This window comes from Limnohabitans sp. JirII-29, from assembly GCF_003063395.1.
Lineage (GTDB): Bacteria > Pseudomonadota > Gammaproteobacteria > Burkholderiales > Burkholderiaceae_C > Limnohabitans.
The window spans coordinates 57,310-83,141 of record NZ_NESB01000010.1 but is presented as its reverse complement, the minus strand read 5'-3'; the positions used below and the strand labels follow the sequence as shown (position 1 = coordinate 83,141).

The following is a 25,832-nucleotide window of genomic DNA, read 5'->3' as shown; positions in this document are numbered from 1 at the left end:
GTTGTCTCCTCTCAGATTTGGGTTTCACGGGTGCATGACGAGCTTTCCGCTGACCATGCCACGGTCAAGCAACTCATGGGTTGTGCGAACCTGACTGAGTTTGAAAATTTGGCATTCGGGCGCTTTGACTTGGCCATGGGCCATGAGCGTGATGGCTTCGTGCATCAATGCGCGCCTGAGTGACACGTCTTCATCCAAGGTGTGCATCGAAAAACAGCGCACAGCCAAGCTTTTGCCCAGCAAATTACGCAGCACCTTGAACACGTCTTCGCTGGGCATGCCCTGAACAATGTTGTAAGACACCAGCGTGCCCCAAGGGGCCAGGCTGTGAAGGCCATCAATCAGGCTTTGACCACCCAGATGGTCAAACACCAGGGCCACGCCATGCCCGTGGGTGATGTGCTGGATGCGCGCTTTCACATCGTCTTGTGCGGTGCAAATCACGTGGTCAAAACCTTGCTCAAGTGCAAAGCGGCTTTTGTCGGCGCTACGGCTGGTGCCGATGGTGGTCAAGCCTTTGTGCTTGGCCACTTGGCAAAGCATGCCCGCTACGCCGCCTGAAGCGCCGGTGATCAAGGCATGCCGGTTCGCGCCATGCACTTCTCCGGCCACACGCATCAGCGCCAAAGCCAGTTGCAGATTGGGCAAGCTCACCGCATCTTCAAACGCCAGTGTGGCGGGCAAACGGTAAGGGGCATCTTCTGGCACCACGATGGCTTGCGCGTAGCAACCGCCACGTTGCGCCAGTTCACGCGCACTCACCAGCACACGGTCACCAGGCTGCCACAGTTGCACGCCTTCGCCAATGGCATCAATCTCTCCGGCCATTTCAGCGCCGGGAATGGCGGGCAGTGGGGGCATCCATTTGTAGGTGCCTTGGCGAATCAGCACATCGGGCCGGCCCACGCCAATGGCGCGGGCTTTGACACGCACCTGTCCAGGCCCAGGAAGCGGCTCAGGCACGTCCACTTCAATCAGGCTTTCAGGGCCACCGGGCACCTGGACTTGTATGGCCTTCATGTTTTAGGCTTGCGCCGCGATGGGGTTGACCAGTGTGCCAATGCCTTCGATTTCCACTTCGCACACATCACCGGGCTTCATGAACCAAGCGGGCTTGCGGCTCCAACCCACACCGGCAGGTGTGCCGGTGGCAATCACATCGCCCGGCACCAGGGTGAAGATGGTGGAGGCGTAGCTGATGAGTTTGGCGATAGAAAAAATCATGTGGCCCGTGTGGCTCGACTGCACCACTTCACCATTGAGTCGGGTGACCAGTTTGAGTTGCTGGTTCGGCGCAATTTCATCGGCGGTGACCATCCACGGGCCAAAGCCGCCTGTGGCTTCGAAGTTTTTGCCCGAGGCAATTTGCTTGGCGTGAAATTGCCATTCACGCACGCTGCCGTCGTTGTAGCAAGAGTAGCCCGCAACGTGGTCAAAGGCTTGGACCTCAGGGATGTTGCGGCCTTCCTTGCCAATGATCACAGCCAGTTCGCCCTCCCAGTCGAGCGAGTCCGAGACCTTGGGGCAAATGATGGGCTGGCCATGGGCCACTTGCGAGCGCCACACCCGCAAAAAGATGGGCGGCTCTTGCGACAGCTCGCGGTGCATGCCTGCGGCCAGCACTTCTTGGTGGTGGTCCATGTAGTTGCGCACGGCGCAGACAATTTTTTCGGGCTTCGGGATGACCGGCAGGAAGGTGATGTCTGCCAGCCGCACGTCGGCGGTCTTGTTGGCCACATATGTGCTGGCCTGAAGGTAAGCCCCCGAGGCGATGTAATCGGTCAGTGTGGGGTATTGCGGCATGGCCTTGCCCAGATCGACGATGGCGTCAGGGCCGACCAGCGCGCCCCAGGTTTCGCGGCCTTGGTGGATGAACGAAAGCAGTTTCATGAGGGTTCCTTGATGAATGAAAGAGTCAGTGGGCGTGGGCGAATTGGGCTTGCCATTGTTCGATGGGCATGAAGCTCGGGTCGCTGCGGCAAATGGCTTCGGTCTGTCGCAAGATGGTGTCGTCGTCTTGGCTCAGGTCCAAGGGGTCGCCGTGGGGCTGCGAGATGTAGTAGGGCATGTCGATGTAGATTTCCACGGTGTTGCCTTCTGGGTCTGCAAAGTACACCGACAAGGCGTTGCCGTGGTTCAACGGCAGCAACTTGCTGGCGCCCAAGGCAACGGCCTTGTCTTTGATGTCCCGAAGCGACTGGATGGAAGGCACCGCAAAAGACAGTTGCATGACGGTGCTGAAGGTCGCCTCGACAGGACGGCCACCTGCAATCACCAGTTGGTGGTGTTGGTGAGGGCTGGCGCTTAAAAAAACCAGAGGCGCCTTGAAGGTCTTGCCCACACCACGGTCGGTCTCGACCAGACCGAAGACCGTTTTGTAAAAGTGCACCATCTTCTCTACATCGGTCACATAAATGCCGAAATGCGAGGGGGTGGGGTGACTGACATTCAGCATGGGCATCTCCTTGGGGTGTAGGTGTGCATTCAGCCGCGCTGTTTGGCTTGTTGTTTGAACGCGGCCATCACGTTGGTTTGCGTGCTGGCAATGTGTTCTGAAAGCAGCAGGGCGGCTGTTTTGGCATCGCGTCGCACCACAGCGTTCATCAGCGCGCGGTGCTCGGAGTCTTTCTTTTTGGAAACGGTGCGATTGCGCGCTGCAAAGTGGCGGTAGCGTTCGGCCTGATCGAACAGGCTCATGCTCCATGCCAATTGCCGCTCCGAGGGGCAAGCCGCAATCAGCGAAAAATGAAAATCCCGGTGGCGCTGGCTCCATTCAAAGTCCAGCGTTACCGGACCTTGCGGCAGCCTTGACTCGATCTTCTCCAGCCGATGAAAGGCGGCCACGATATGGGCCTCCCAGGCGTCATCGCCCGCGCGGATGGCGTCGGTCAAGGCGGGGATGTCCAGCATCAGGCGCATTTTGGTGATGTCGCTCAAATCGGCGGGCGAGATGGGCGTGACCCTGAAGCCCCGCCGCTCGTCGGCCTTGACCAGCCCCTCTTGCACCAAGCGATTCAACGCCTCGCGTAAGGGGCTGCTGGAAAAGCCATAAAGGTTTTGCAGTGCATCGAGTTTGAGCTTGCACTCGGGAGCATGCCGACCCGACAGCACATCGTGTCGAAGTGCCTGAAATGCTTGTTCAGACACGGTGGTGTTGGCGCTCATTTCTTGCATGATTTACAAATTGTGCATAAAAATGTAATTGTGCATGCTGGTGCAAACCCTGCCGACAAGATGATGGCTGCGCCTTCACGACGCGTGACTTCGGGGCGTGAGGTGTGCGGCGCTACGATAGCGTGATGAATGCTTTCACCCTCGACCCCCAAGCTTTCCTGCGCCAACTCTTTGATGCCGCCGTGCAGCGCGCCTTGCCCTTGCACAACACCGCCGCGTGGTTGCCCCCACCGCCCAAGGGCCGCACCCTGGTGTTGGGCGCAGGCAAAGCAGGTGGGGCCATGGCGCAGGCGGTCGAAGCCTTGTGGCCCGCAGACCAGCCGCTCTCAGGCCTGGTGATCACGCGCTACCACCACACGCCGCCGCGCCCAGCGGGTTTGCCCGCACGCATTGAGGTGGTGGAGGCTGCGCACCCAGTGCCCGACGCCGCAGGCTTGGCCGCCTCTGAGCGCATCTTGGCCTTGACCCAGGGGTTGACGAAAGACGACTTGGTGCTGTGCCTGATCTCGGGCGGCGGCTCCTCTTTGTTGACCTTGCCTGCGGAGGGCGTGAGCCTGCAAGACAAGCAGCGCATCAACCGCGACTTGCTGCACAGCGGCGCCAACATCACCGAGATGAACTGTGTGCGCAAACACCTCTCGCGCATCAAGGGTGGGCGCTTGGCGGCGGCTTGTGCACCAGCCCAAGTGGTGACGCTCACCATCAGCGACGTGCCAGGCGACGACCCCTCGGTCATTGCCAGTGGCCCCACAGTGTGTGACCACACCACCTGTGCCGACGCGCTGGCCATTTTGCAGCGCTACCGCATTGCGGTGTCGCCGCAGGTGGAGGCGGCCTTGTTGTCGGGCGCGCTGGAAACCCCCAAGCTCGGCATTGCCTGGCATGAACAACCGGTGCACCTGATTGCCACGCCCCAACAGTCACTCGAAGCGGCAGCGCAGGTGGCGCGTGCAGCGGGCTTGAACGCCTATGTGCTGAGTGACGAAATAGAAGGCGAGTCGCGCGAAGTGGGCAAGGTGCATGCTGCGCTGGCCCGTGCGTCGGCGCGTGGTCTGGGGCCTTTTCAAAAGCCATGTGTCATTTTGAGTGGCGGCGAGACCACGGTGACGGTGCGTGCCCAACCCCCTGGCACGCCCAAAGGCAGAGGCGGGCGGGCCGGTGAATTTTGTTTGGGGCTGGCCGAAGCGCTGCAAGCGCAGCCCGGTGTGTGGGCCTTGGCGGCCGACACCGATGGCATTGACGGCAGCGAAGACAACGCCGGTGCCCGCGTGGCCCCCGACACCTTGGCGCGTGCCGCAGCGCTGGGCTTGAAGCCCTCGGCGCATCTAGACCGCAACGACGCCTATGGTTTTTTTGAGCCGCTGGGCGACTTGGTGATCACGGGCCCCACCTTCACCAACGTCAACGACTTTCGCGCCTTGCTGGTGCTGTGAGTTCACTCGCAGAGGCTGCGAATCTCTGGCGGAATGGCGATGGCGCGGATGCCGGGTTGCGTTGCGTTGTCGCCCTCGCGGTGCGCGGCGAAGATGCGCACCTCGTCACACTCCATGATCAGGTCGTCGTCGCGCATGACGCGGTAGCGCATCACAAAACTTTTGGCGCGCCACTCAGCGATGTGGGTGTGGATTTGCAACACGTCGCCATAGCTGGCGGTTTTGACAAACCGTGCATGCGTGTCCACCAGCGGTGTGCCAATGACGCCCAGGGTTTTTTCGGTTTCATGCCAGGGCGGCACACCGCATTGCACAAAGAAGTGACGTGAGGCCGCATCGATCCAGCGAAAGAAATTGGGGAACCAGACAATGCGGGCCGGGTCGCAGTCGCCAAACTCGACCTGTTGGGTGAAGATGATGGTTTTATTCATGAAGTGAATGATCATGCAGGCATTAACGCGGGTTTGAGTTTTGCGAGTTCTTTTTTCAAACCTTTGCCGGCTTGCCAGAGGTCGTAGGCTGTTTGTTCTGCGAGCCACAGCTTGGCGTCGCCTCCATTTTCTAAACCTAACCATGCTTGCAGGCGAAGTGCCATATCGGGCGATATGGCCGCTCTGCCATTGATGACGCGCGACAACGCAACGCGTGATACGCCCAGTTGGCGCGCAGCTTCACTCACGCCCAAGCCCAGGGCGGGCAACACGTCATCACGCAAGGTCAGGCCGGGGTGGGGTGGGTTATGCATGGTGGTCCTTCAGTGGTAATCCAAATAGTCCACCAAGACAGCATCCAAGCCGTCAAAGGTGAACGTGATTCGCCAGTTGCCATTGACCCAAACTGAGTAGTGGCCCCCAAGATGTGCGCCACTCAGTCGGTGCAAGCGCCAACCAGGCAAGTTCATATCTTGGGCGTGTGTGGCCTCGTTCAAACGTGACAGAAGCCTCGACAACTTTGCAGCGTGAGCAGCTTGGATGCCAGATTTGCTGCCCCTCTCAAAGAAAGCCTGTAGCCCTTTGTGTTTGAACGTTTTAATCACGCTGCCATTGTATCTTCATGCGACACATGCGTCTTCAGCAAGGTTTGGCCCAAGCTTGAAGGTTTCTCCTTGCACCACCGTGTGCGCCACCAGCCGGTCATCACCCAGCACCACCAAGGCAAACAGCCACTCGGCCAGCGACTCGGCTTGTGCGCTGCGGCGTGCAAGCAGCGGTGTGGCGTTGGGGTTGAGCACCACAAAGTCGGCCTCGCAGCCCACTTGCAAATTGCCCACCACGCCGTCTAGCCCCAAGGCCCGTGCTGCGCCTGCGGTGTGTTGCCACCACAGGTGCGCCGGGCTCAGGCTCAGGCCTGCGCGCCCCACCGCTTGGCGCGCCACGGTGTAGGCCGCGTGCATGGTGTGAAACGGGCTGAAGCTGGTGCCGCCGCCCACGTCGCTGGCCAAGCCGTAGCGCAAGCCACAGCGGTCGGCGCTGGCGTAGTCAAAAAAGCCGCTGCCCAAAAACAAATTGCTGGTGGGGCTGATGGCGGCCACCGCACCGCGCTCGGCCATGCAGCGGCGGTCGGTGTCGTCGAGGTGGATGCAGTGCGCATACACCGCCCGCTCGCGCAGCAAACCCGCCTGGGTGTACACATCCAGGTAGCTGCGTGCGTGGGGGAAGAGTTCATGCGCCCAGCGCACTTCGTCCAGGTTCTCGGCCACGTGGGACTGAATCCACACCGTGGGGTGTTGCTGTGCCAACTCGCCCGCGCCGTGCAGTTGTGCCTGCGTGCTGGTGGGCGCAAAGCGCGGGGTGATAGCGTAGCCCAAGCGGTCCACACCGTGCCAGCGTTGAATCAACGCTTCGGTTTGCTGCAAGCTTTGCGCGGTGTCGCGGTCGCGCAAGCCCTCGGGGCTGTGGCGGTCTTGCAGCACCTTGCCGGTGATCATGCGCAAGTCGCGGGCTTGTGCTTCCATCATGAAGGCGTCCACCGACGCCGGGTGTGCGGTGGCAAAGGTCAACGCGGTGGTGACGCCGTGACGCATCAACTCATCCAAGAAAAAGCGGGCCACGCCGCGTGCGTGCGCCGGGTCGGCAAACTGCTGCTCGTGGGGAAAGGTGTAGTGCTCCAACCAAGGCAGCAAGCCCTCGGCGGGTGAGGCAATGACGTCGGTTTGCGGGTAATGGATGTGCAGGTCCACAAAGCCCGGCGCAATCAGGTGGCCTGCAAAGTGCGTCACGGCCAGATCGGGGTAGTGGCCAATCAAGCTGGCGTAGTTGCCCACGGCTTGAACGCGCACGGTGCCGTCGGCGTCGCGGGCGGTGACCAGCAGGCCATCGGTTTCATGCAAGGGCGTGGCGTGCTGGCTGTCGGCAAACCACAGCAGGGCGGCGCGCCATCCGCGCCAGTCGGTGCGCTGGGCACGGGGGGGTGTGGGGCTCATGGGTGCTTCAAGGCGTGCAGCACGCGCTCAGGGGTGGCGGGCGTGTCGAGTTGCACGGGCGAGTTGTCGCCGCGTGCGGCGGAAATGGCTTCGCGCAACGCTTCGTACACGCTGATGGCCAGCATGAACGGCGGCTCACCCACGGCCTTGCTGCGACCCACGGTGTCTTCGCGGTTGGCCTCGGGCCACAGCGACACGGCAAAGTGTTCGGGCACATCGGCGGCGGTGGGAATTTTGTAGGTGCTGGCGCCTTTGGTTTGCAGCACACCGGCGCTGTTGTACACCAACTCTTCGGTGGTGAGCCAGCCCAGGCCTTGCACAAAGCCGCCTTCGATTTGGCCCACGTCAATGGCCGGGTTCAGCGACTGGCCCACGTCGTGCAAGATGTCCACGCGCAACAGCCGGTACTCGCCCGTCAGGGTGTCAACGGCCACCTCGCTGCACGCCGCGCCATAGGCAAAGTAATAAAACGGACGACCCGTGAGGGTGTGGCGGTCGTAATGGATTTTGGGCGTGGCATAAAAACCATCGCTCCACAGTTGCACGCGCTGGTTGTAGGCCAGTTGCACCGCTTGCACAAAGCTGCGCGTGGTGTGGGGCGTGCTGACCTGGGCGTTGGCAAACACCACCTCTTCTGGCGTGCAGCCATCGAGTTGGGCCAAGCACTGTGCCAAGTTGCTGCGCACAGACAGTGCGGCGGTTTGTGCGGCACGGCCATTCAAGTCGGTGCCGCTGGAGGCGGCGGTGGCGCTGGCGTTGGCCACTTTGTCGGTGTCGCTGGCGCTGATGCGTACCTGCGTCATGGGCAAACCAAACACTTGGGCTACCACACCACACACCTTGGTGTGCAGGCCCTGGCCCATTTCGGTGCCGCCGTGGTTGACCAGCACACTGCCGTCGGTGAACACAGACACCAAAGCACCTGCTTGGTTGAAATGTGTGGCCGTGAAGCTGATGCCAAATTTCACGGGCGTCAGCGCCATGCCGCGTTGAATGACCGTGTGTTGCGCGTTCCACTCGGCCAGTGCGGCGCGGCGGGTGCGGTAGTGGCAGTCGTCGGCCAGGCGCGTCATCAGGGGGTGCAAGATGTTGTCTTCCACCCGCATGCCGTAGGGTGTGGTGTGGCGGTCTTGCACGCCATACAGGTTGCGCAGGCGCACATCGAGTGGGTCGAGGTGCAGCGCACGCGCGATGTCACCCATCACAGTTTCGATCAGCAACACCCCCTGAGGGCCACCAAAACCGCGGTAAGCGGTGTGGCTTTGGGTGTTGGTTTTGCAGCGGTACGAGGTGATGTCTGCCGCTGGCAAAAAGTAGGCGTTGTCGGTGTGAAAAATGGCCCGGTCCGCCACCGGGCCGCTCAGGTCGGCGCTGTGGCCGCAGTGCGCCATTTGCACCGAACGCAGCCCCAGCAGTTGGCCCTGGTCGTCGAAGGCAGCCTGGTAGTCGTGGCTGAACGGATGGCGCTTGCCGGTGATCAGCATGTCGTCCCCGCGGTCCAGCCGCATCTTGACCGGGCTCTTCATTTTGTGCGCTGCCACTGCGGCCCACACGGCCAGGTGGCCGCCTTGTGTTTCTTTGCCGCCAAAGCCGCCGCCCATGCGGCGGCACACCACCCGCACCGCATGCAGCGGCAGCCCCAAGGCATGGGCCACCCAGTGCTGCACCTCGCCCGGGTGCTGGGTGCTGGAATGCACCAGCCATTGCTGCTGGCCTTGCGGCACGGCGTAGGCAATTTGGGTTTCCAAATAAAAGTGTTCTTGGCCACCAATTTCCAACTGGCCCGCGAGTTGGTGTGGCGCCTGTGCCCAGGCCGCCTCGGTGTCGCCGCTGCGCACGTGCACGGGGGGCAACACAAACGACTGTTGCTGCAAGGCGGTGCGTGCGTCCAGCACCGGGGGCTCGGCGGCCACGTCGATGCGTGCCAAGCGTGTGGCGTGCAAAGCCTGCTGGTGGGTGTCGGCCAACACCAGAGCCATGACCTGGCCCACGTGCGACACGCGATCGCTGGCAAAGATGGGTTCGTCGTGGGTGTAGGCGGCCAGCACGGGGTCGCCCACGATGTCGGCGGCTGTGACCACGCCGCGCACACCGGGTGCTTGCAGGCAGGCGCTCAGGTCGAGCGCGCGCACCTGACCGCAGGCCACGGTGCTGAGCACGGGGGCTGCGTGCAGCGTGCCTTCGGTCAGGGCCATGTCGTCGATGTAGGCGGCACTGCCTTGCACATGGTGCACAGCGCTTTCGTGAAAAGCGCTTTTCTGATCAGCGCTTTCGTGGATGGCGCTTTCATAGAGGGTGTGGGTGGTGTTCATGCCAAGTCCTCCAGGCGAATCTCGGTCTGGCCTGTGCTCTCCAACCAGGCGCGTTGCAACAAATTGCCCAACACCTCGCGGCGGTAAGCGCTGCTCGCGCGCATGTCAGAGATGGGGTCAAACTCTTGGCGCAGCACGGCTTGCGCCTTCTGCACGGTGTCTGGCGTCCAGCGCTGGCCCAGCAGCGCGGCCTCGGTGCGCACGGCGCGCACGGGCGTGGCGGCCACGCCCCCTACGCCGATGCTGGCTTGGGTGATGCGCTGGCCCTGGCGCTGGAGTTGCACCACCAGGCAAATGGCCGAGATGTCGTCTTCCACCCGCTTGGACACTTTGTAGGCTCCCAGCCATTCGTGCGGCGTGGGGCGCGGCACCTTGATCCAGCACAGCACTTCGTCGGGGGCCATCAGGTTTTGTCGGTAGCCGGTGTAGAGGTTTTCCAGCGGGAGTTCGCGGTGCACGATGCGGTGACGCCGCCACGCCATCAACACCACATGCGCACCCAGCGCAATCAACAAGGGCATGCTGTCGCCAATGGGTGAGCCATTGGCCACGTTGCCGCCCAGGGTGCCCGACTGGCGGATGGGCCAGCCCGCAAAGCGGTCGGCAAAGGCCTGCACGTGCGGGCGCTCTTGTGCCAGCGCTTCGAACGCGTGCTGCAAATTCACCGCTGCACCGATGGCGATGTGGCGTGGGTAGTCTTCCACCTGCCGCAACTCGTCCACACGACTGAGGTCAATCACTTGCTGCCAGCGCTGCCGGCCTTGGGTCAGCGTGAGGCCAGCGTCGGTGGCCCCCGCAATCAGGGTGGCTTGGGGTGACTGGCTACGCGCGCGCAGCAAGTCTTCCAGGCGTTCGGGCAGCACGTAGTCGCTGTGGGGTTTGCGCGGTTCAATGTCTGCCAGCGCTTGCAACAGCGCGGGCTCGTCCACGCGTTGCACCGGGTAGTCGCCCATGTGGCAGGCCGCTTGCACGATGGGCCGGTAGCCGGTGCAGCGGCACAGGTTGCCAGACAGCGCGTGTTGCGCCTGTTCACGGTTCACCGTTTGACCCTGGCACACGCTGTCTTGGTACAGGCCAAATAGGCTCATCACAAAGCCGGGTGTGCAAAAGCCACATTGCGAGCCGTGGTGGTCCACCATGGCCTGTTGTGCCGGGTGCAGGTCACCGGCCGTCGTGGCCAGGTCGCCCGCTGTCCACACGGCCAAGCCATGCACCGAATGGGCTGGGCGAATGCAGCTGTTGATGGCGCGGTAGCTCAAGCGACCCTCGCTGGCTTCAGCCACCACCACGGTGCAGGCACCGCAGTCGCCTGCGGCGCAACCTTCTTTGGTGTCGCAGCTGCGCAGGTCCTCGCGCAGCAGGTCAAGCAGCGTGCGGTCCGGTGGTACATTGTTCAGCGCCAGAGTCTCTCCACGTCGAACAAACATCAGTGGCTCTGAGTTCAAAGAGGCTTGGGATGGTTTTTGCTTGGTCATAGTTCCAACCTTCCTAGCAAGATTAGTGCAAACACGCTGATGCAATATGACACATCCTCTTTTATCTTTGCAAGGCATCACGAAACGCTATCCGGGGGTGGTGGCCAATGATGGGGTGTCCTTGGTGGTGCAACCCGGTGAAATTCATGCCGTGCTGGGCGAAAACGGTGCGGGCAAGTCCACCCTGATGAAAATCATCTACGGTGCGGTCAAGCCCGATGCGGGCGAGATTCGCTTTCAAGGTGAGGTGGTACACATCCGTAACCCGCAAGAGGCCAGGCGTTTAGGCATCAGCATGGTGTTTCAGCACTTCAGCTTGTTTGACACCTTGAGCGTGGCCGAGAACGTGTGGTTGGGGCTGGACAAGTCGTTCAGCCTGGCACAGGTGACGCAACGCATCACCGACACCGCCTCGCAATATGGTTTGGACATCGACCCGGCCCGCCCGGTGCACACCCTGAGCGTGGGCGAGATGCAGCGCGTAGAGATCATCCGTGCTTTGCTCACCAACCCCCAGCTCTTGATCTTGGACGAGCCCACCTCGGTGCTCACGCCCCAGGCGGTGGAGAAGTTGTTTGTGGTGTTGCGCCAGCTTGCCAGCGAAGGGCGCAGCATTTTGTACATCAGCCACAAGCTGCACGAAATCCGTGCGCTGTGCACCGCCTGCACCGTGATGCGTGCCGGGCGCGTGACCGGTGTGTGCGACCCACGCCAAGAAACCAATGCCTCGTTGAGCCAATTGATGATTGGCTCTTTGCCGCCCGAGCTAGGCCTGCGCAGCTACCAACCGGGGCCCGAGGTGCTCAGCGTGCGCGATTTGCGTTTGACACGTTCTGACCCCTTTGGGGTGGACCTGCGTGGCATCGACTTGCAGGTGCGCGCGGGTGAGGTAGTGGGCATTGCCGGTGTGTCGGGCAATGGCCAACGTGAACTGCTGTATGCCTTGTCGGGCGAAGACACACGCGCAGCGCGTGACAGCATTCAATTCCAGGGCCAAGCCATGGGGCATTGGGGACCCGAGCGACGCCGCGATCTGGGGCTGCATTTTGTGCCCGAAGAGCGCTTGGGCCGCGGCGCTGTGCCCAGCCTGAGTTTGGCGCAAAACCTGTTGCTCACCCGGCATGAGGCGGTGTCGAAACGGGGCGGTTTGGGTTGGTTGAATTTGGCGCTGCTGCGCGAGCAAGCGCAGGCCATCATCGCGCGCTACCAAGTCAAGGCGGGTGGGCCCGACGCGCCTGCGCGCTCGTTGTCGGGTGGCAATTTACAAAAGTTTCTGGTGGGGCGCGAGATCGAGGCTGCGCCCAAATTGCTGATCGTCTCGCAACCCACCTGGGGGGTGGACGTGGGGGCTTCGGCACAAATCCGCGCCGCCTTGCTGGCGCTGCGTGACGCCGGTTGTGCGGTGTTGGTGGTGAGTGAGGAGTTGGACGAATTGTTAGAACTGTCAGACCGTTTGCATGTGATCGCCAACGGGCGCTTGTCACCTGCCTTGACGCGCGAAGAAGCCAGCGTGTCGCGCATTGGCGCTTGGATGAGTGGCTTGTGGGATGCCCCTGCACACGATGTTGCGCAACAGGAGGTGCCCCATGCTGCGGCTTGAACCTCGTGCCCAGGCCTCTGTCGTGTGGCGCTACGCGTCGCCCGTGTTGGCGCTGGCCATCACCGTGGTGTTGGGGGTGTTGTTGTTCATGGCCTTGGGCAAAGACCCGTTGCGCGGCCTGACGGTGTTTTTTTGGGAGCCCATCAAAAGCGTGTACGCCTTGTCTGAGCTGCTGGTCAAAGCTACGCCCTTGCTGCTGATTGCGCTGGGGCTGGCGGTGTGCTTTCGCTCCAACATCTGGAACATTGGCGCCGAAGGCCAGTTTGTCATGGGGGCGGTGTTTGCCTCAGGGGTGGCGCTGCTGGCCGATGCCAACAGCCTGAGCGGCTACTGGGTGTGGGTGCTGCTCGCCGGTGTGCTGGGTGGCATGGTGTGGGCGGGTTTGACGGCCTGGCTGCGCGACCGCTTCAATGCCAGCGAAATTCTGGTCAGCCTGATGCTGGTGTACGTGGCGGTGATGGTGTTGAACTACTTGGTCTACGGTGTCTGGAAAGACCCCCTGGGCTACAACTTTCCGCAAACCAAAACCTTTGATGCGGTCACGCAAATCCCCAAGCTCATCCCCGGCACGCGTGTGAATATTGGCGTGTTGCTGGCGCTCGCGGGTGTGGGGGCCTTGTGGGTGTTTTTGTTTCGCACCCGTGCGGGCTTTGCCCAGCAGGTGGGCGGCTTGGCGCCCGATGCGGCGCGCTACGCAGGTTTCTCGTCACGTCGCGCCTTGTGGCTGGCTTTGCTCAGCTCGGGAGCTGCAGCGGGTTTGGCGGGCGGGCTGGAGGTGGCGGGGCCCTTGCGCCAACTCACGCCGTTTGTGCCTGCGGGTTATGGCTTTGCTGCCATCATCGTGGCCTTTGTCGGGCGCTTGCACCCGGTGGGCATGGTGCTGTCGGCCTTGTTGATGAGCATGTTCTACATCGGCGGCGAGCTGGCGCAGTCGCGCTTGGGGCTGCCGCGTTCTTTGACGGGCGTGTTTCAAGGGTTGCTGCTGTTCACCTTGTTGGCTTGTGACACCTTGATGCAATACAAGCTGCGCTGGGTGCCTGCCGTGCCCTCGGTGCCGGCGCTGAAAGGGGGCGCCTCATGATGGACAGTTATGCACTGTTGTGGGCCGCCACCATGAATGCGGGCACCGTTTTGGCGTTGGCATCGCTGGGGCTGCTGATCAACGAGAAAGCGGGCATCGTCAACCTTGGGGCCGAAGGCATGATGCTGTGCGCCGCCATTGCGGGCTATGCCACCGTGTCGCACACCGGCAACGATGTGCTGGGTTTTTTGGCCGGCATGGGCGCAGGGGCGGTGTTGGCTGCGGCCTTTGGTGTGTTGGTGATATGGCTGGGCACCAACCAATACGCCACCGGCTTGGCGCTGAGCTTGTTTGGCGGCGGCTTCTCGGCTTTTGTGGGGGTGAGCTACGTGCAGGCCAAGTTGCCTGAACGCATGCAGTTCTCGGTGCCGCTGCTGGGTGACTTGCCATGGGTGGGGCCTGCCATGTTTCGTCACCACCCGCTGGTTTATGGCGCAATTGCTTTGACTCTGGTGCTGATTTATTTCTTGTACCGCACCCGCGCTGGCTTGGTGTTGCGTGCGGTGGGCGAGTCGCCCGAGTCGGCACATGCCTTGGGGTACCCGGTGCGTCGCATCCGACTCATGGCCGTGGTGGCCGGGGGGGCGTTGTGTGGTTTGGCGGGTGCCTACATCTCCATCATTTACACCCCGCTGTGGGTCGAGGGCATGATTGCGGGCAAGGGCTGGATTGCCCTGGCCTTGACCACCTTTGCCACATGGCGCCCGGCACGTGTGTTGCTTGGTGCTTACTTGTTTGGTGGCGTCACCATGTTGCAGTTTCATTTGCAGGCCACGGGGGTTGATATCCCGAGCCAGTTCTTGAGCATGCTGCCTTACCTCGCCACCATTGCTGTGCTGGCTTTGATTTCACGCAACCCTACCTGGTTGCGCGTCAACATGCCCGCCTCGATTGGCAAGCCATTTTTTCCTGGCTCATAATTTATTTCCCACCTCACTCTCACAAGAAGGAACTTGCATGACAGATTTGTACACACGTCGTTGGATTCACGCTGCGGCCTTGACCGCCGTGGCTGCCGCTGCCTTGGTCGGCTGCGGTAAAAAAGAAGAGGCCAAGCCCGCCGAAGCCCCCAAGGCTGAAGCCAAGGCCGAGCCACTCAAAATTGCCTTTGCCTACGTGGGCCCTGTGGGCGACGGTGGCTGGACCTTTGCGCACGACAACGCCCGCAAAGCCCTCGAAAAAGAATTTGGCGACAAGATCCAAACCTCGTTTGTCGAGAACGTGCCTGAGTCGGCTGATGCCGAGCGCGTGCTGCGCGACATGGTGGGCCAGGGCAACAAGTTGGTGTTTGGCACCACCTTTGGCTACATGGAGCCGATGCTCAAAGTGGCGGCTGACAACGCGGGCGTGAAGTTTGAACACGCCACCGGCTACAAGCAGGCCCCCAACATGAACACCTACGACAGCCGTACCTACGAAGGTGCGTACTTGGCCGGTGTGATTGCGGGCAAGATGACCAAGAGCAACACCCTGGGTGTGGTGGCTTCGATCCCAATTCCTGAAGTGATCCGCAACATCAACAGCTTCACCTTGGGCGCTCAGTCGAGCAACCCCAAAATCAAAACCAAAGTGGTGTGGGTCAATGAGTGGTTCAACCCACCGAAAGAAACTGAAGCTGCCACCAGCCTGATCAACGGTGGCGCTGACGTGTTGTTCCAAAACACCGACTCGCCCGCCGTGCTCAAAACCGCACAAGACAAAGGCAAGCGCGCCTTTGGTTGGGACTCGGACATGACCGCTTACGGCCCCAAAGCGCACCTGGCATCGAGCGTGATCAACTGGACGCCTTACTACGTGGCCGCCACCCGTGCTGCGCTGGAAGGCAAGTGGGCCGGTGGCGCACACACTTGGTGGGGCGTGAAAGAAGGCGCGATTGACATCGTGTCCATCGCCGAAGACGTGCCTGCTGAAACCAAAGCCAAAGTGGACGACGTGAAGAAGGGTTTGAAAGACGGCAGCTTTGCCATCTGGAAAGGCCCCTTGGCTGACAACACCGGCAAAGAAGTCTTGAAGAAAGACGAAGTGGCCGATGACAAGTTCATGAGTGGCATCAACTTCTTCGTCAAAGGCGTGGAAGGCAAGGTGCCTGGCGCCAAGTAAAACTGTCTATACAGTTTTCAGTTTGACAAAAGCCGCCTTCGGGCGGCTTTTGTCATTTTTTGGCCCGCGTTTTGCTAGCAATCTGAGCTAGTCTTTTTTAACCTTGAAGGAATTTGACATGAAATACAAACTCTCGCTGATTGCTTTCGCTGCGCTGACATCAGTGGCTGCTCAAGCTGCGGATTGGAGCGACACGGCTTTGACGTACCGCCATGGCAGCAAGTTTGCTGAGCCTTACGGCAACACAGATATCTCCAAAAACATCGTGGGCTTGACACACGTCAGCGGCTACAAATACGGCACCAACTTCTTCAACGTGGACATGTTGATGTCCAACAGCAAAGACCCTGCAACTGCCACATCTTCTGAAGGCGCGCGCGAGGTGTATGTGGTGTACCGCAACACCGTGGACCTTGAAAAGGCCACCGGCAAGTCGTTCAAAACCAGCGGCGTGCGTGGCTTGGGCGTGACGGCTGGCTTTGACTTCAACACCAAAACTGATGCCGGCTACAACTCCAAAAAGGAAATGTTTGTGGTGGGCCCGACTTTGATGTTGGACGTTCCCGGTTTCTTGAACGTGAGCTTGCTTGCCTTGTTTGAAAGCAACTCTCCTTTCAACGGTTACAGCAGCACATCGACGCCGCGTTATAACTACGACACCCATCCCATGATTAGTTTGTCTTGGGGTATTCCTTTCAGCGTGGCGTCTGTGCCCTTGTCTTTTGAAGGGTTTGCCAACCTGATTACCGCCAAAGGGAAAAATGAGTTTGGTGGTGACACCGCTGCAGAAACCAATATCGACATGCAAGTCATGTACGACATGAGTTCCGCCGTCAACGCCAGCAAGAACACCTTCAAAGTGGGCTTGGAATACCAATACTGGAAAAACAAGTTTGGCAATCCAACGACTGCCACAACCAACTCATCTACCGGACAAGCAGGCCCCGGCGCTTTCGCCAAGACCCCCATGATCCGCGCTGAATACCACTTCTAATCAAGCGCCATTCATGCACAAGGCCGCCCTCGGGTGGCCTTGTTTCGTTGGCGTTTCAACGCGTTCCAAATATGCGGTCGCCCGCATCGCCCAAGCCGGGCAAGATGTAGCCGTGGTCGTTGAGTGCGCGGTCAATCGATGCGGTGTAGATGTGCACGTCCGGGTGGCACTTGCGCACTTCGGCCAGGCCTTCAGGGCAGGTGAGCAGACACACAAACTTGACCGACCTCGGGTTCAAGGCTTTCACCCGCGTGATGGCTGCCACGGCTGAATGCCCGGTGGCCAACATGGGGTCGACCAGCACCACGTCGCGCTCTTGCATGTCGGGCGGCATTTTGAAGTAGTACTCCACCGCCTCTAGCGTGTGTGGGTCGCGGTACAAGCCAATGTGTCCCACGCGTGCGCCGGGCACCACGGTGAGCATGCCGTCCAAGATGCCGCTGCCTGCGCGCAAGATGCTTACCAGCACCAACTTTTTGCCATCAATCACGGGCGACTGCATGGTCTCCAGTGGGGTTTCGATCTCGATGTGCTGCACCGGCATGTCGCGCGTCACCTCATAGGCCATGAGCATGGACAGCTCATGCAGCAATTGGCGGAAGGAGTGTGTGCTGGCGTCTTTGCAGCGCATCAAGGTCAGCTTGTGTTGAACCAAGGGGTGGTCAATCAGATGGATGTGTGTGTCGGTCAACATGGTGTCCTGTGGGAATGGGTGACACAAAGCCAGCAACTTTTGAGCCAAAGTCACGGCGGCTGGTGCCTGCCCAATTGTCGACCCACGCACTGAATCGATCCGCCTGTTTGCACCACGACGTGGCAAGAGCAAGGCTGCCCAGCACCAAGAGCGTGCTTGTGTGTATGCGATTTGTGAGAAATACGTATACAAAGTTGGCATACGTTTTGCGATGTGTTTGCATGGACCTACGCCAAGCCCCATCCAACGCAGCCGCCGTGGAGTTGGTGTCGCTCACAAAAAACTATGGCGATGGCAAGCCCGCTGTGGATGCCATCAACCTGCGCATTGCCAGTGGCAGCTATTGCTGTTTGTTGGGGCCGTCGGGTTGCGGCAAAAGCACCACCTTGCGCATGATCGCGGGTCACGAGTCGGTCACCAGCGGCGATGTGTTGCTGGAAAACCGCAACATCACCGACCTGCCCGCTGCTGCACGTGGCACTGCCATGATGTTTCAAAGCTTTGCCCTGTTTCCGCACATGTCGGCCTTGGACAACGTGGCCTTCAGCTTGAAGATGAAAGGGGTGGACACCGCCACCCGACACCAAGCTGCCGGGCAACTGTTAGAGCGCGTGTCCATGTCGCATTTGGCGCAGCGCAAGCCGGGCGAGTTGTCGGGCGGGCAGCAGCAGCGCGTGGCCTTGGCGCGTGCACTGATCACCGAACCCAAGGTGTTGTTACTGGATGAGCCTCTGTCGGCCCTGGACCCCTTTTTGCGCATTCAAATGCGTGCCGAGTTGAGGCGTTGGCAAAAAGAGCTCAAGCTGACCTTCATCCACGTGACCCACTCGCAAGAAGAGGCCATGGCCTTGGCCGACACCATGGTGGTGATGAACCACGGAACCATCGAGCAAATGGGCTCACCGCACGAGATTTACAACCAACCCCGCAGCGAGTTTGTGGCGCGCTTCATGGGCGGGCGCAACGTCCTTGCATGGTGTGGGGCACTCATCACGGTGCGTGCAGACCACATGCAGTTGCATGCCATGACAGACCGCGTAGCGCCTGGTAGCCAGACCCTCACAGCACGCATCACAGACATTGAATACCAAGGCACGCATGTCTTGGTGGGCTTGCAAGCGCAGGCAGCGGCACCGCAAGCCACTCCTTCAGAGCTGACGGTGATGGTGTCTGAAAACCGCTTCATGGCGCAGCCTTTCGCGTTGGGCCAGCAGGCACAAGTGGCTTGGTCTGTGGATGCCGCGCATCACTTCACGTCGGCGTCAGTTTCAACGGTTTGATTTCTCTTTACCCACCATCCTCAAGGAGTATTTGCCATGTCAGAGCCAGTTGTTCAAAACACATCGTCGCTGCAAGACGCAGCGTCTGAAACCCTGTCGTCTTCGGTGCCGCGTCGCGCCTTGCTCAAAGGCACCGCAGGCATTTTGGCGTCGGGCTTGTTTCCGGCCATCCATGCGCAAGAAAAAATCGTGCTGCGTTACCTGGGCACGGCGGTGAACCAAGACAAAGCAATTGGCGACAAGTTCAAAGCAGACACTGGCATTGAAATTCAATACGTGGCGGTGACCACCGACGACGTGACCAAGCGTGCTGTCACCGCGCCCAACACCTTTGACTTGATCGATACGGAGTATTTCTCGCTCAAGAAAATCGTGCCCACCGGCAACCTCAAAGGCATTGACACCAAGCGCATCAAAAACGCCGACAAGATCACCAGCTTGTTCACCACAGGCAAAGTGGCGGGCAAAGCGGTGGGTGACCAAGGCACAGCACCCAAGAAAGTGATTTACCTCGAAGGCGAAAAGAGCAAAGTCTTCGCCAAGAGCCCCACCCAATTCATGTCCTTGATCCCCACGGTCTACAACGCCGACACCCTGGGCATTCGCCCCGACCTGATCAAGCGCCCCATCAACTCGTGGGCCGAGTTGCTCAACCCCGAGTTCAAGGGCAAGGCCGCCATCTTGAACATTCCCTCCATTGGCATCATGGACGCGGCCATGGTGGTGGAAGCCATGGGCATTTACAAATACCCCGACAAGGGCAACATGACCAAGAAGGAAATTGACCTCACCATCAAAACCCTGATCGAAGCCAAAAAAGCAGGCCAATTCCGCAGCTTGTGGAAAGACTTCAACGAGTCGGTCAACCTGATGGCCTCGGGCGAGGTGGTGATTCAGTCCATGTGGTCACCGGCTGTCACAGCCGTGCGCTCCAAGGGCATTGACTGCACCTTCCAGCCTTTGAAAGAGGGATACCGCGCCTGGGCCGCAGGCTTTGGTTTGCCTGCCACCTTGAGTGGCAAAAAGCTCGACGGTGCGTACGAGTTCATCAACTGGTTCTTGGACGGCTGGGCCGGTGCCTACCTGAACCGCCAAGGCTATTACAGCGCTGTGCTCGACACCGCCAAATCCAAAATGGAAGCCTACGAGTGGGCGTATTGGATGGAAGGCAAGCCTGCCACGCAAGACATCAAGAGCCCGCATGGCGATGTGTTGGCCAAAGCCGGTGCGGTGCGTGACGGCGGCAGCTACGAAGCGCGCATGGGCGGCATTGCGTGCTGGAACGCGGTGATGGATGAAAACAACTACATGGTCCAGAAATGGAACGAGTTTGTAGCGGCCTAACCGGCTGATGCCTAGCCCACCGATCGGACCGCCACTGCGATGACCAGCCCCCAGACATCCACCGGTCCGATCGCTGCTGCCCCGCTGGGGCGGCAGTTGGCTGCTGCGTGGCAAGCAGCGCCTTTGGCGCTGGTGTTTGCGGTGTTCTTTGTGATTCCGTTGGCCTTGGTGGTAATGGTCAGTTTTTGGGACTTCAACGAGTACGAGTTATTGCCAGACTTCACCTTCAAAAACTACCTGTCGATTTTTGAAGGTTGTGCCTCAGAAGGTGATTGGTGCGTGACCTTGAAGACCTATGTGTCCACCTTCAAGTTTTGCGCGTGGGTGTGGTTGCTGACCTTGGTGATTGGGTTCACCGTGTCGTATTTCTTGGCTTTTTTTGTCACCTCTGTGAGCGTGCAAACCGTGCTGTTTGTGCTGTGCACGATTCCCTTTTGGACCTCCAATGTCATTCGCATGATTTCGTGGGTGCCTTTGCTGGGACGGCATGGCTTGGTGAACCAGGCCTTGGTCCAGGCGGGGGTGATTGCCTCACCCATTGAGTGGTTGTTGTTTTCAGATTTTTCGGTGGTGTTGGCCTTTGTGCATCTCTACACCATGTTCATGATCGTGCCCATCTTCAACTCCATGATGCGCATCGACCGCAGCCTGATCGAAGCTGCCAGCGACAGCGGTGCCAGTGCGTGGCAAATCTTGTGGAACGTGATCGTGCCCTTGTCCAAGACCGGCATCATCATTGGCTCGATCTTCATCATCACCATCGTGATGGGCGACTTTGTGACCATCGGCGTGATGGGCGGTCAGCAAATCGCCTCGGTTGGAAAAATCATCCAGGTGCAGACTTCGTACCTTCAGTTTCCTTTGGCTGCGGCCAATGCGGTGATCTTGTTGGCCATTGTGTTGATGATCATTTGGGCGCTGACGCGCATGGTCGACATCCGCAAGGAGCTGTGACATGAAGCGCAGCTTGGAGTTTTGGTTGCTCGCATGTTTCTTTGCCGCGTTTGTGTTGTTTTTGTACGGCCCGATGTTGACCATTGTGGTGTTGAGTTTTCAAGGCCCAGAGGGTGGATTGACCTTTCCCTTGCGTGGCACGTCGACGTATTGGTTCGCCAAACTGCAAGAAGGCTTAGGGGTTGTGGACATTGGTGCCGCTCTGAAGCGGTCCTTGGGGCTGGGCACGGTGGTGATGGTGCTCACGGTGGTGTTCTCGCTGTTGGCGGGCTTGGCCTTTCGCAAAAAACTGCCATTCGCCAACACCTTGTTTTATGTGGTGGTGGCGAGCTTGATCATGCCGTCCATCATCGTGTCCTTGGGCATTGGTTTGGAATTTCGATTGATCGATGGCGTCATCAAAGGAGCTCTTGACATGCTGGGCATGCAAGAGGTGTTGGAGGGCTATGGCAGCGCTTTGGGCTTGTCCACCTCTGCCTTGGGCGCACACCTGACCTGGACGCTGCCCTTTGGTTTGCTGATCATGTTTGCGGTGTTCAACCGTTTCAACCCGGCGTATGAAGAAGCCGCGCGCGACTTGGGTGCCAGCCCCTGGCAAGGCTTTCGTCATGTGGTGCTGCCCATGATTGCTTCTTCTGTGGTGGGGATTGCCATGTTTGGCTTCACTTTGAGTTGGGACGAAATTGCCCGTACCTCACAAGCCATTGGCGACGTCAACACACTCCCCTTGGAGTTGCAAGGCCTCACCACCACCGTCACCACCCCAGCCATTTATGCCTTGGCCACGGTGACCACCTTGGTGTCGTTGGTGGTGATGACCGTCACCCTGTGTTTGGTGGCGTGGTTTGACCAACGCGCCAAGCGTTCACGCGCATGACCCATGCGTGAGTTGCTGGTCATCAACCCCAACACCACGCCATCGGTGACGCGTTTGTTGGCACAACACGCGCAGACAGTGGCGGGCGCAGATGTGCGCGTGACCACCCTGCAAGCGCGTTTTGGTGCGCCCTATATTTCCGACGAAACCAGCTATGCCGTGGCAGGGCACGCCACGCTCGATGCCTACCTGCAACACACCCGCAACCACCACGCAGCACCGAGCGCGGTATTGATTGGCTGCTTTGGTGACCCGGCCTTGTTTGCCTTGCAAGAAATTAGCGACGCGCCGGTGACGGGGCTTGCTGCGGCTTCATTCTTGGAGGCTGCTTTGCAAGGGCCTTTTGCCATCGTCACCGGTGGTGAGCGCTGGCCCGCCATGTTGACGCGTCTCGCGCACGCTTTGGGTTATGCCGATACCTTGGCCGGGTCCTTCACCGTGCAAGCCACGGGTGCGCAACTGGCAGCTGATCCGGTGGCTGCACAAGTTGTTTTGCGTGACGCCTGTTTGGCAGCCCTTGAAAAATTTCAAGTCAACAGTTTGATCTTGGGCGGTGCGGGTTTGGCGGGCATGGCGGCTGAGTTGCAACACGCCCTGCCTGTGCCCATCATCGACAGTGTGCAAGCGGGTGTGCGGCAAGCTGTGCGTGCCATGTCGCGCACAACAGGTGTGGCGCGCCACAAGCCAGATGTGTCTTGGTTCAAGACCGAGGGCGTCATCCCTGATTAGTGCACTCCTTGCTTTAAACAAGTGCGCCTGCACATTTTTGATGCTCAGTTTTATTAATTTAGGGCCATTCTTTCGGCTTTTGGTTTGGCATATTTTGTGCACAACATCTTTGGGCTTTCAAAGCCGCGGTGTCAGTCTTTTTCAAACCAAAAAAGGGAAATCATGCAATCCACTTTCAAACTCGGCGCCATTGCTTTGGCTGCCACTCTCTGTTCAGCGGCCATGGCCGATATGAAAATCACCGGCGTGATTGATGGTGGCTACGTCACCACCAACAAAACCGGTAGCTCTGCTAACAAAACCATTTCAGGCGCTGCCAGCAGCATCTTGGGTGTCTCGAATGTGGGCATCTCGGGGGACAAAGATTTTGGTGACGGTGCCACTGGATTTTTCAATTTCCAAGCGGGCTTTAAACCCACCGACGGCAAGATGTCTGACACCTCGACCTTGTTCTCTCGCAACGCCTATGTGGGCCTGAAAGGTTCCGCCGGCAGCGTGTCGTTGGGTCGTCAATGGAACTTGAACGACGACTGGTTGGTCGGCTCTGTGTTCAAAGGCGGTTACAACGCCGGTGCGGTGTTCAAGTTCTCTGAGTTTGATGCGATCAGCGACATTTACTCCAAGTCCATCAAGTACGTCACACCCACCATGGGCGCTTTCCAAGGTGCGGTGATGTACGCATCGGCATTGAATGACGACAACTCAGGCTCTTTGAGCAACATCGGTTTGAAGTATGCCGACGGTCCCATCTATGCAGCGGCCACCGTGTTCAACGAAAAGAGCACCACCGACACCACCTACAAGTTGACCACCATGGGGGCCAGCTACACCATGGGTGCCTACAAGCCGCGCATTGGTTATGCATCGAGCGACATTGCCGCTGGCACCTTTGTGTCTTTGGGTACCTCGGCAGTTGCCGCGACCAAGGCCAACGTCACCAACCTCGGCATCGACTACGCCGTGAACCCCAAGTTGACCGTGTCTTTGGATTCGCTCAAGCGTAAGAACACCACCTTGTCCAACGACTCCACGGTGACGCGTCTGTTGGCCATTTATGCATGGCGTCCTGATGTGGCCTTTGTGGGCAACGTGGCGCGCATCACAAACTCCAGCACCGCCAGTCAGTCGCTGTCTAGCGAGTCATCGGGTTGGGTGGCAGGCCAATCGCAACAGTCTGTGGCCATGGGTGTGCGCGTGACTTTCTAAGCCGCGTTGTTTTTTCTCCAAGGTTTTTAACGCGTCTATCCACGTCTAGCGGGTAGACGCTTTTTTGTTTGAAAAGGAAATTGATCATGATGAATCGTCGAGGAAACCTCAAGGCCCTGGCCGCAGCCGCAGCGCTGTCGGTGGGATCGTTTGCCGTTGTGCCGCAAGCCTTTGCCGCAGACACCATCAAGGTGGGCGTGCTGCACAGCCTGTCGGGCACCATGGCCATCTCTGAGACCGTGCTCAAAGACACCGTCTTGATGGCGATTGACGAAATCAACGCCAAAGGCGGCGTGCTGGGCAAAAAGCTCGAACCCGTGGTGGTCGACCCCGCATCAAACTGGCCTTTGTTTGCAGAAAAAACCAAGCAGTTGCTGACCCAAGACAAAGTGGCCGTGATGTTTGGCTGCTGGACCTCGGTGTCGCGCAAATCTGTGTTGCCCGTGGTCGAAGAACTCAACGGCTTGCTGTTCTACCCCGTGCAATACGAAGGTGAAGAACTCAGCAAGAACGTGTTCTACACCGGCGCTGCCCCTAACCAGCAAGCCATTCCTGCCGTGGACTATTTGATGAGCAAAGACGGTGGTGCTGCCAAGCGCTGGGTCTTGCTGGGCACCGACTATGTGTACCCCCGCACCACCAACAAAATCTTGCGCGCTTACCTCAAGAGCAAGGGCGTGAAAGAGTCGGACATCGACGAAAAGTACACCCCGTTTGGCCACAGCGACTACCAAACCATCGTGGCCGACATCAAGAAATTCTCCGCCGGTGGCAAGACCGCGGTGGTGTCCACCATCAACGGTGACTCCAACGTGCCGTTCTACAAAGAACTGGGCAATGCAGGCTTGAAGGCCAAAGACGTACCCGTGGTGGCATTCAGCGTGGGCGAAGAAGAGCTGCGTGGTGTGGACACCAAGCCGCTGGTGGGCCACTTGGCGGCATGGAACTACTTCATGAGCATCAAGAACCCGACCAACGATGCCTTCATCAAGAAGTGGAGCGACTACGCCAAGGCCAAGGGCATTGCGGGTCACAAGGACAAGCCACTGACCAACGACCCGATGGAAGCCACCTACATCGGCATCCACATGTGGAAGCAAGCGGTGGAGAAGGCCAAGAGCACCGATGTGGACAAGGTGATTGCGGCGATGGCGGGTCAGACCTTCACGGCACCGAGCGGCATCACCAGCAAGATGGATGAGAAGAACCACCACTTGCACAAGTCGGTGTTCATTGGCGAGATCAAGGCCGATGGCCAGTTCAACGTGGTGTGGAAGACACCCGGTCCTGTCAAGGCCAAGCCATGGAGCCCGTTCATCGAAGGCAACGACAAGAAGCCTGATGAACCTGTGAAGAAGTAAGCTCAAGCCTTGCGTTCTTGCTTGTTTGTATCGGCGCACATTTTGTGCGCCGATTCTCTTTAGGAGTTTCTTTATGTCACCCTCACGCAGACATCTTCTTCAAAGTTTCGCCGCATTGGGCGTGTTGGGGTCTGTCGCCCCTTGGGCTTTGTCCGCCGAAAAAATCAAACCCGGCAGCGACGCTGCCTTGATCGTGGTGGACGTGCAAAACTGTTTTATCGAGGGCGGCACCTTGCCCGTGGCCAAAGGTGCTGAGGTGGTGCCGGTGATCAACCGCATGGCCAGCGCGTTTGCCAACATCGTGGTCACGCAAGACTGGCACACGCCCGGTCACGCCTCGTTTGCCAGCGCCCACCCCGGCAAAAAACCGTTTGAGACCACCACCATGCCCTACGGCACCCAGGTGCTGTGGCCCGACCATTGTGTGCAAGGCAGTGCCGACGCGGCATTGCACCCTGAGCTCAAGTTGCCCAGTGCCCAATTGATTTTGCGCAAGGGTTACCACGCCGATGTGGACAGTTACTCGGCCTTCATGGAGGCCGACCGCAAGACGGCCACGGGCTTGGCGGGCTACCTCAAGCAGCGGGGTATCAAGACGGTGTTTGTGGTGGGTTTGGCCACCGACTTTTGTGTGGCCTGGACGGCCTTGGATGCGCGCGGCGCAGGCTTTGCCACCTATGTGGTGGAAGACGCCTGTCGTGGCATCGACCTCAATGGCTCAGTGGCCGCGGCTTGGAAAAACATGACCGCCAAAGGCGTGAAACGCATTCAGTCGAGCGACTTGGCCTTGGCCTGA

25 protein-coding genes are annotated in these 25,832 nt (G+C 59.4%); 14 read left to right on the top strand and 11 right to left on the bottom strand.

The window, feature by feature from the left end:
* Positions 1 to 24 precede the first annotated feature (24 nt).
* The 4 genes from B9Z39_RS14565 to B9Z39_RS14550 are packed head-to-tail and all read right to left on the bottom strand — an operon-like array spanning position 25 to position 3,174.
* Entirely contained in the window at positions 25 to 1,020 is a 996-nt protein-coding gene (locus B9Z39_RS14565; protein ID WP_108302192.1) for a zinc-dependent alcohol dehydrogenase family protein, read from the bottom strand.
* 3 nt (positions 1,021 to 1,023) lie between these two features.
* Positions 1,024 to 1,890: a fumarylacetoacetate hydrolase family protein gene (locus B9Z39_RS14560; RefSeq protein ID WP_108302191.1), complete on the bottom strand. Its 867-nt coding sequence runs from the start codon at positions 1,888 to 1,890 to the stop codon at positions 1,024 to 1,026.
* A gap of 25 nt (positions 1,891 to 1,915) precedes the next feature.
* Positions 1,916 to 2,455: a VOC family protein gene (locus tag B9Z39_RS14555; protein WP_108302226.1), complete on the bottom strand. Its 540-nt coding sequence runs from the start codon at positions 2,453 to 2,455 to the stop codon at positions 1,916 to 1,918.
* Between the two features lie 29 nt (positions 2,456 to 2,484).
* Positions 2,485 to 3,174 (bottom strand): GntR family transcriptional regulator, encoded by a 690-nt coding sequence (locus B9Z39_RS14550; protein WP_108302190.1) that lies wholly within the window; start codon positions 3,172 to 3,174, stop codon positions 2,485 to 2,487.
* 125 nt (positions 3,175 to 3,299) lie between these two features.
* On the opposite strand from B9Z39_RS14550, the gene B9Z39_RS14545 reads away from it, so the two are divergent.
* Positions 3,300 to 4,607 carry a glycerate kinase gene (locus tag B9Z39_RS14545; RefSeq protein ID WP_108302189.1) on the top strand — a complete coding sequence of 436 codons (1,308 nt, stop codon included), beginning with the start codon at positions 3,300 to 3,302 and terminating at the stop codon, positions 4,605 to 4,607.
* A gap of 2 nt (positions 4,608 to 4,609) precedes the next feature.
* Here B9Z39_RS14545 and B9Z39_RS14540 read toward each other — a convergent pair whose 3' ends face one another.
* The 6 genes from B9Z39_RS14540 to xdhA are packed head-to-tail and all read right to left on the bottom strand — an operon-like array spanning position 4,610 to position 10,768.
* Positions 4,610 to 5,053 (bottom strand): acyl-CoA thioesterase, encoded by a 444-nt coding sequence (locus B9Z39_RS14540; RefSeq protein ID WP_369823346.1) that lies wholly within the window; start codon positions 5,051 to 5,053, stop codon positions 4,610 to 4,612.
* Positions 5,050 to 5,352, bottom strand: a complete 303-nt coding sequence (locus B9Z39_RS14535; RefSeq protein ID WP_100147826.1) for a HigA family addiction module antitoxin — start codon at positions 5,350 to 5,352, stop codon at positions 5,050 to 5,052. The genes B9Z39_RS14540 and B9Z39_RS14535 overlap by 4 nt, the downstream gene beginning before the upstream one ends.
* A 9-nt stretch (positions 5,353 to 5,361) precedes the next feature.
* A complete protein-coding gene (locus B9Z39_RS14530) occupies positions 5,362 to 5,643 on the bottom strand; it encodes a type II toxin-antitoxin system RelE/ParE family toxin (protein ID WP_100147827.1) in 282 nt (93 codons plus the stop codon).
* A gap of 15 nt (positions 5,644 to 5,658) precedes the next feature.
* Positions 5,659 to 7,029, bottom strand: a complete 1,371-nt coding sequence (guaD, locus tag B9Z39_RS14525) for a guanine deaminase (protein ID WP_108302188.1) — start codon at positions 7,027 to 7,029, stop codon at positions 5,659 to 5,661.
* Positions 7,026 to 9,341 (bottom strand): xanthine dehydrogenase molybdopterin binding subunit, encoded by a 2,316-nt coding sequence (gene xdhB / locus B9Z39_RS14520; protein ID WP_108302187.1) that lies wholly within the window; start codon positions 9,339 to 9,341, stop codon positions 7,026 to 7,028. The genes guaD and xdhB overlap by 4 nt, the downstream gene beginning before the upstream one ends.
* Complete coding sequence (gene xdhA, locus B9Z39_RS14515; RefSeq protein ID WP_233249023.1) at positions 9,338 to 10,768, bottom strand: xanthine dehydrogenase small subunit; 1,431 nt, start codon at positions 10,766 to 10,768, stop codon at positions 9,338 to 9,340. The genes xdhB and xdhA overlap by 4 nt, the downstream gene beginning before the upstream one ends.
* 94 nt (positions 10,769 to 10,862) lie before the next feature.
* Here xdhA and B9Z39_RS14510 point away from each other — a divergent pair, with 94 nt between their 5' ends.
* The 5 genes from B9Z39_RS14510 (at position 10,863) to B9Z39_RS14490 (ending at position 16,591) form a co-directional block, all read left to right on the top strand.
* On the top strand, positions 10,863 to 12,416 hold the full coding sequence (locus tag B9Z39_RS14510) for an ABC transporter ATP-binding protein (protein WP_108302185.1): 1,554 nt from the start codon (positions 10,863 to 10,865) through the stop codon (positions 12,414 to 12,416).
* Complete coding sequence (locus B9Z39_RS14505) at positions 12,403 to 13,497, top strand: ABC transporter permease (RefSeq protein WP_108302184.1); 1,095 nt, start codon at positions 12,403 to 12,405, stop codon at positions 13,495 to 13,497. The genes B9Z39_RS14510 and B9Z39_RS14505 overlap by 14 nt, the downstream gene beginning before the upstream one ends.
* Positions 13,497 to 14,417: an ABC transporter permease gene (locus B9Z39_RS14500; protein WP_100147833.1), complete on the top strand. Its 921-nt coding sequence runs from the start codon at positions 13,497 to 13,499 to the stop codon at positions 14,415 to 14,417. The genes B9Z39_RS14505 and B9Z39_RS14500 overlap by 1 nt, the downstream gene beginning before the upstream one ends.
* A gap of 37 nt (positions 14,418 to 14,454) precedes the next feature.
* A complete protein-coding gene (locus tag B9Z39_RS14495; RefSeq protein WP_100147834.1) occupies positions 14,455 to 15,597 on the top strand; it encodes a BMP family ABC transporter substrate-binding protein in 1,143 nt (380 codons plus the stop codon).
* A 118-nt stretch (positions 15,598 to 15,715) separates the two neighbouring features.
* A complete protein-coding gene (locus tag B9Z39_RS14490) occupies positions 15,716 to 16,591 on the top strand; it encodes an outer envelope protein (RefSeq protein ID WP_100147851.1) in 876 nt (291 codons plus the stop codon).
* Between the two features lie 55 nt (positions 16,592 to 16,646).
* Here the strand turns inward: B9Z39_RS14490 and upp are convergent, their stop codons facing one another.
* Positions 16,647 to 17,285, bottom strand: a complete 639-nt coding sequence (gene upp, locus B9Z39_RS14485) for a uracil phosphoribosyltransferase (RefSeq protein WP_100147835.1) — start codon at positions 17,283 to 17,285, stop codon at positions 16,647 to 16,649.
* A 221-nt stretch (positions 17,286 to 17,506) separates the two neighbouring features.
* On the opposite strand from upp, the gene B9Z39_RS14480 reads away from it, so the two are divergent.
* The 8 genes from B9Z39_RS14480 (at position 17,507) to pncA (ending at position 25,832) form a co-directional block, all read left to right on the top strand.
* Complete coding sequence (locus B9Z39_RS14480) at positions 17,507 to 18,565, top strand: ABC transporter ATP-binding protein (protein WP_108302183.1); 1,059 nt, start codon at positions 17,507 to 17,509, stop codon at positions 18,563 to 18,565.
* Positions 18,566 to 18,601: 36 nt separating this feature from the next.
* Positions 18,602 to 19,909 (top strand): PotD/PotF family extracellular solute-binding protein, encoded by a 1,308-nt coding sequence (locus B9Z39_RS14475; protein WP_100147837.1) that lies wholly within the window; start codon positions 18,602 to 18,604, stop codon positions 19,907 to 19,909.
* Positions 19,910 to 19,948: 39 nt separating this feature from the next.
* Entirely contained in the window at positions 19,949 to 20,863 is a 915-nt protein-coding gene (locus B9Z39_RS14470) for an ABC transporter permease (RefSeq protein ID WP_100147838.1), read from the top strand.
* Between the two features lies 1 nt (position 20,864).
* On the top strand, positions 20,865 to 21,740 hold the full coding sequence (locus B9Z39_RS14465; protein WP_108302182.1) for an ABC transporter permease: 876 nt from the start codon (positions 20,865 to 20,867) through the stop codon (positions 21,738 to 21,740).
* Between the two features lie 3 nt (positions 21,741 to 21,743).
* Positions 21,744 to 22,469, top strand: a complete 726-nt coding sequence (locus B9Z39_RS14460) for an aspartate/glutamate racemase family protein (protein ID WP_199221224.1) — start codon at positions 21,744 to 21,746, stop codon at positions 22,467 to 22,469.
* 162 nt (positions 22,470 to 22,631) lie between these two features.
* Entirely contained in the window at positions 22,632 to 23,675 is a 1,044-nt protein-coding gene (locus B9Z39_RS14455) for a porin (RefSeq protein ID WP_108302181.1), read from the top strand.
* Positions 23,676 to 23,764: 89 nt separating this feature from the next.
* Positions 23,765 to 25,036 carry an urea ABC transporter substrate-binding protein gene (gene urtA, locus B9Z39_RS14450; RefSeq protein WP_108302225.1) on the top strand — a complete coding sequence of 424 codons (1,272 nt, stop codon included), beginning with the start codon at positions 23,765 to 23,767 and terminating at the stop codon, positions 25,034 to 25,036.
* A gap of 73 nt (positions 25,037 to 25,109) precedes the next feature.
* Complete coding sequence (gene pncA, locus B9Z39_RS14445; RefSeq protein WP_108302180.1) at positions 25,110 to 25,832, top strand: bifunctional nicotinamidase/pyrazinamidase; 723 nt, start codon at positions 25,110 to 25,112, stop codon at positions 25,830 to 25,832.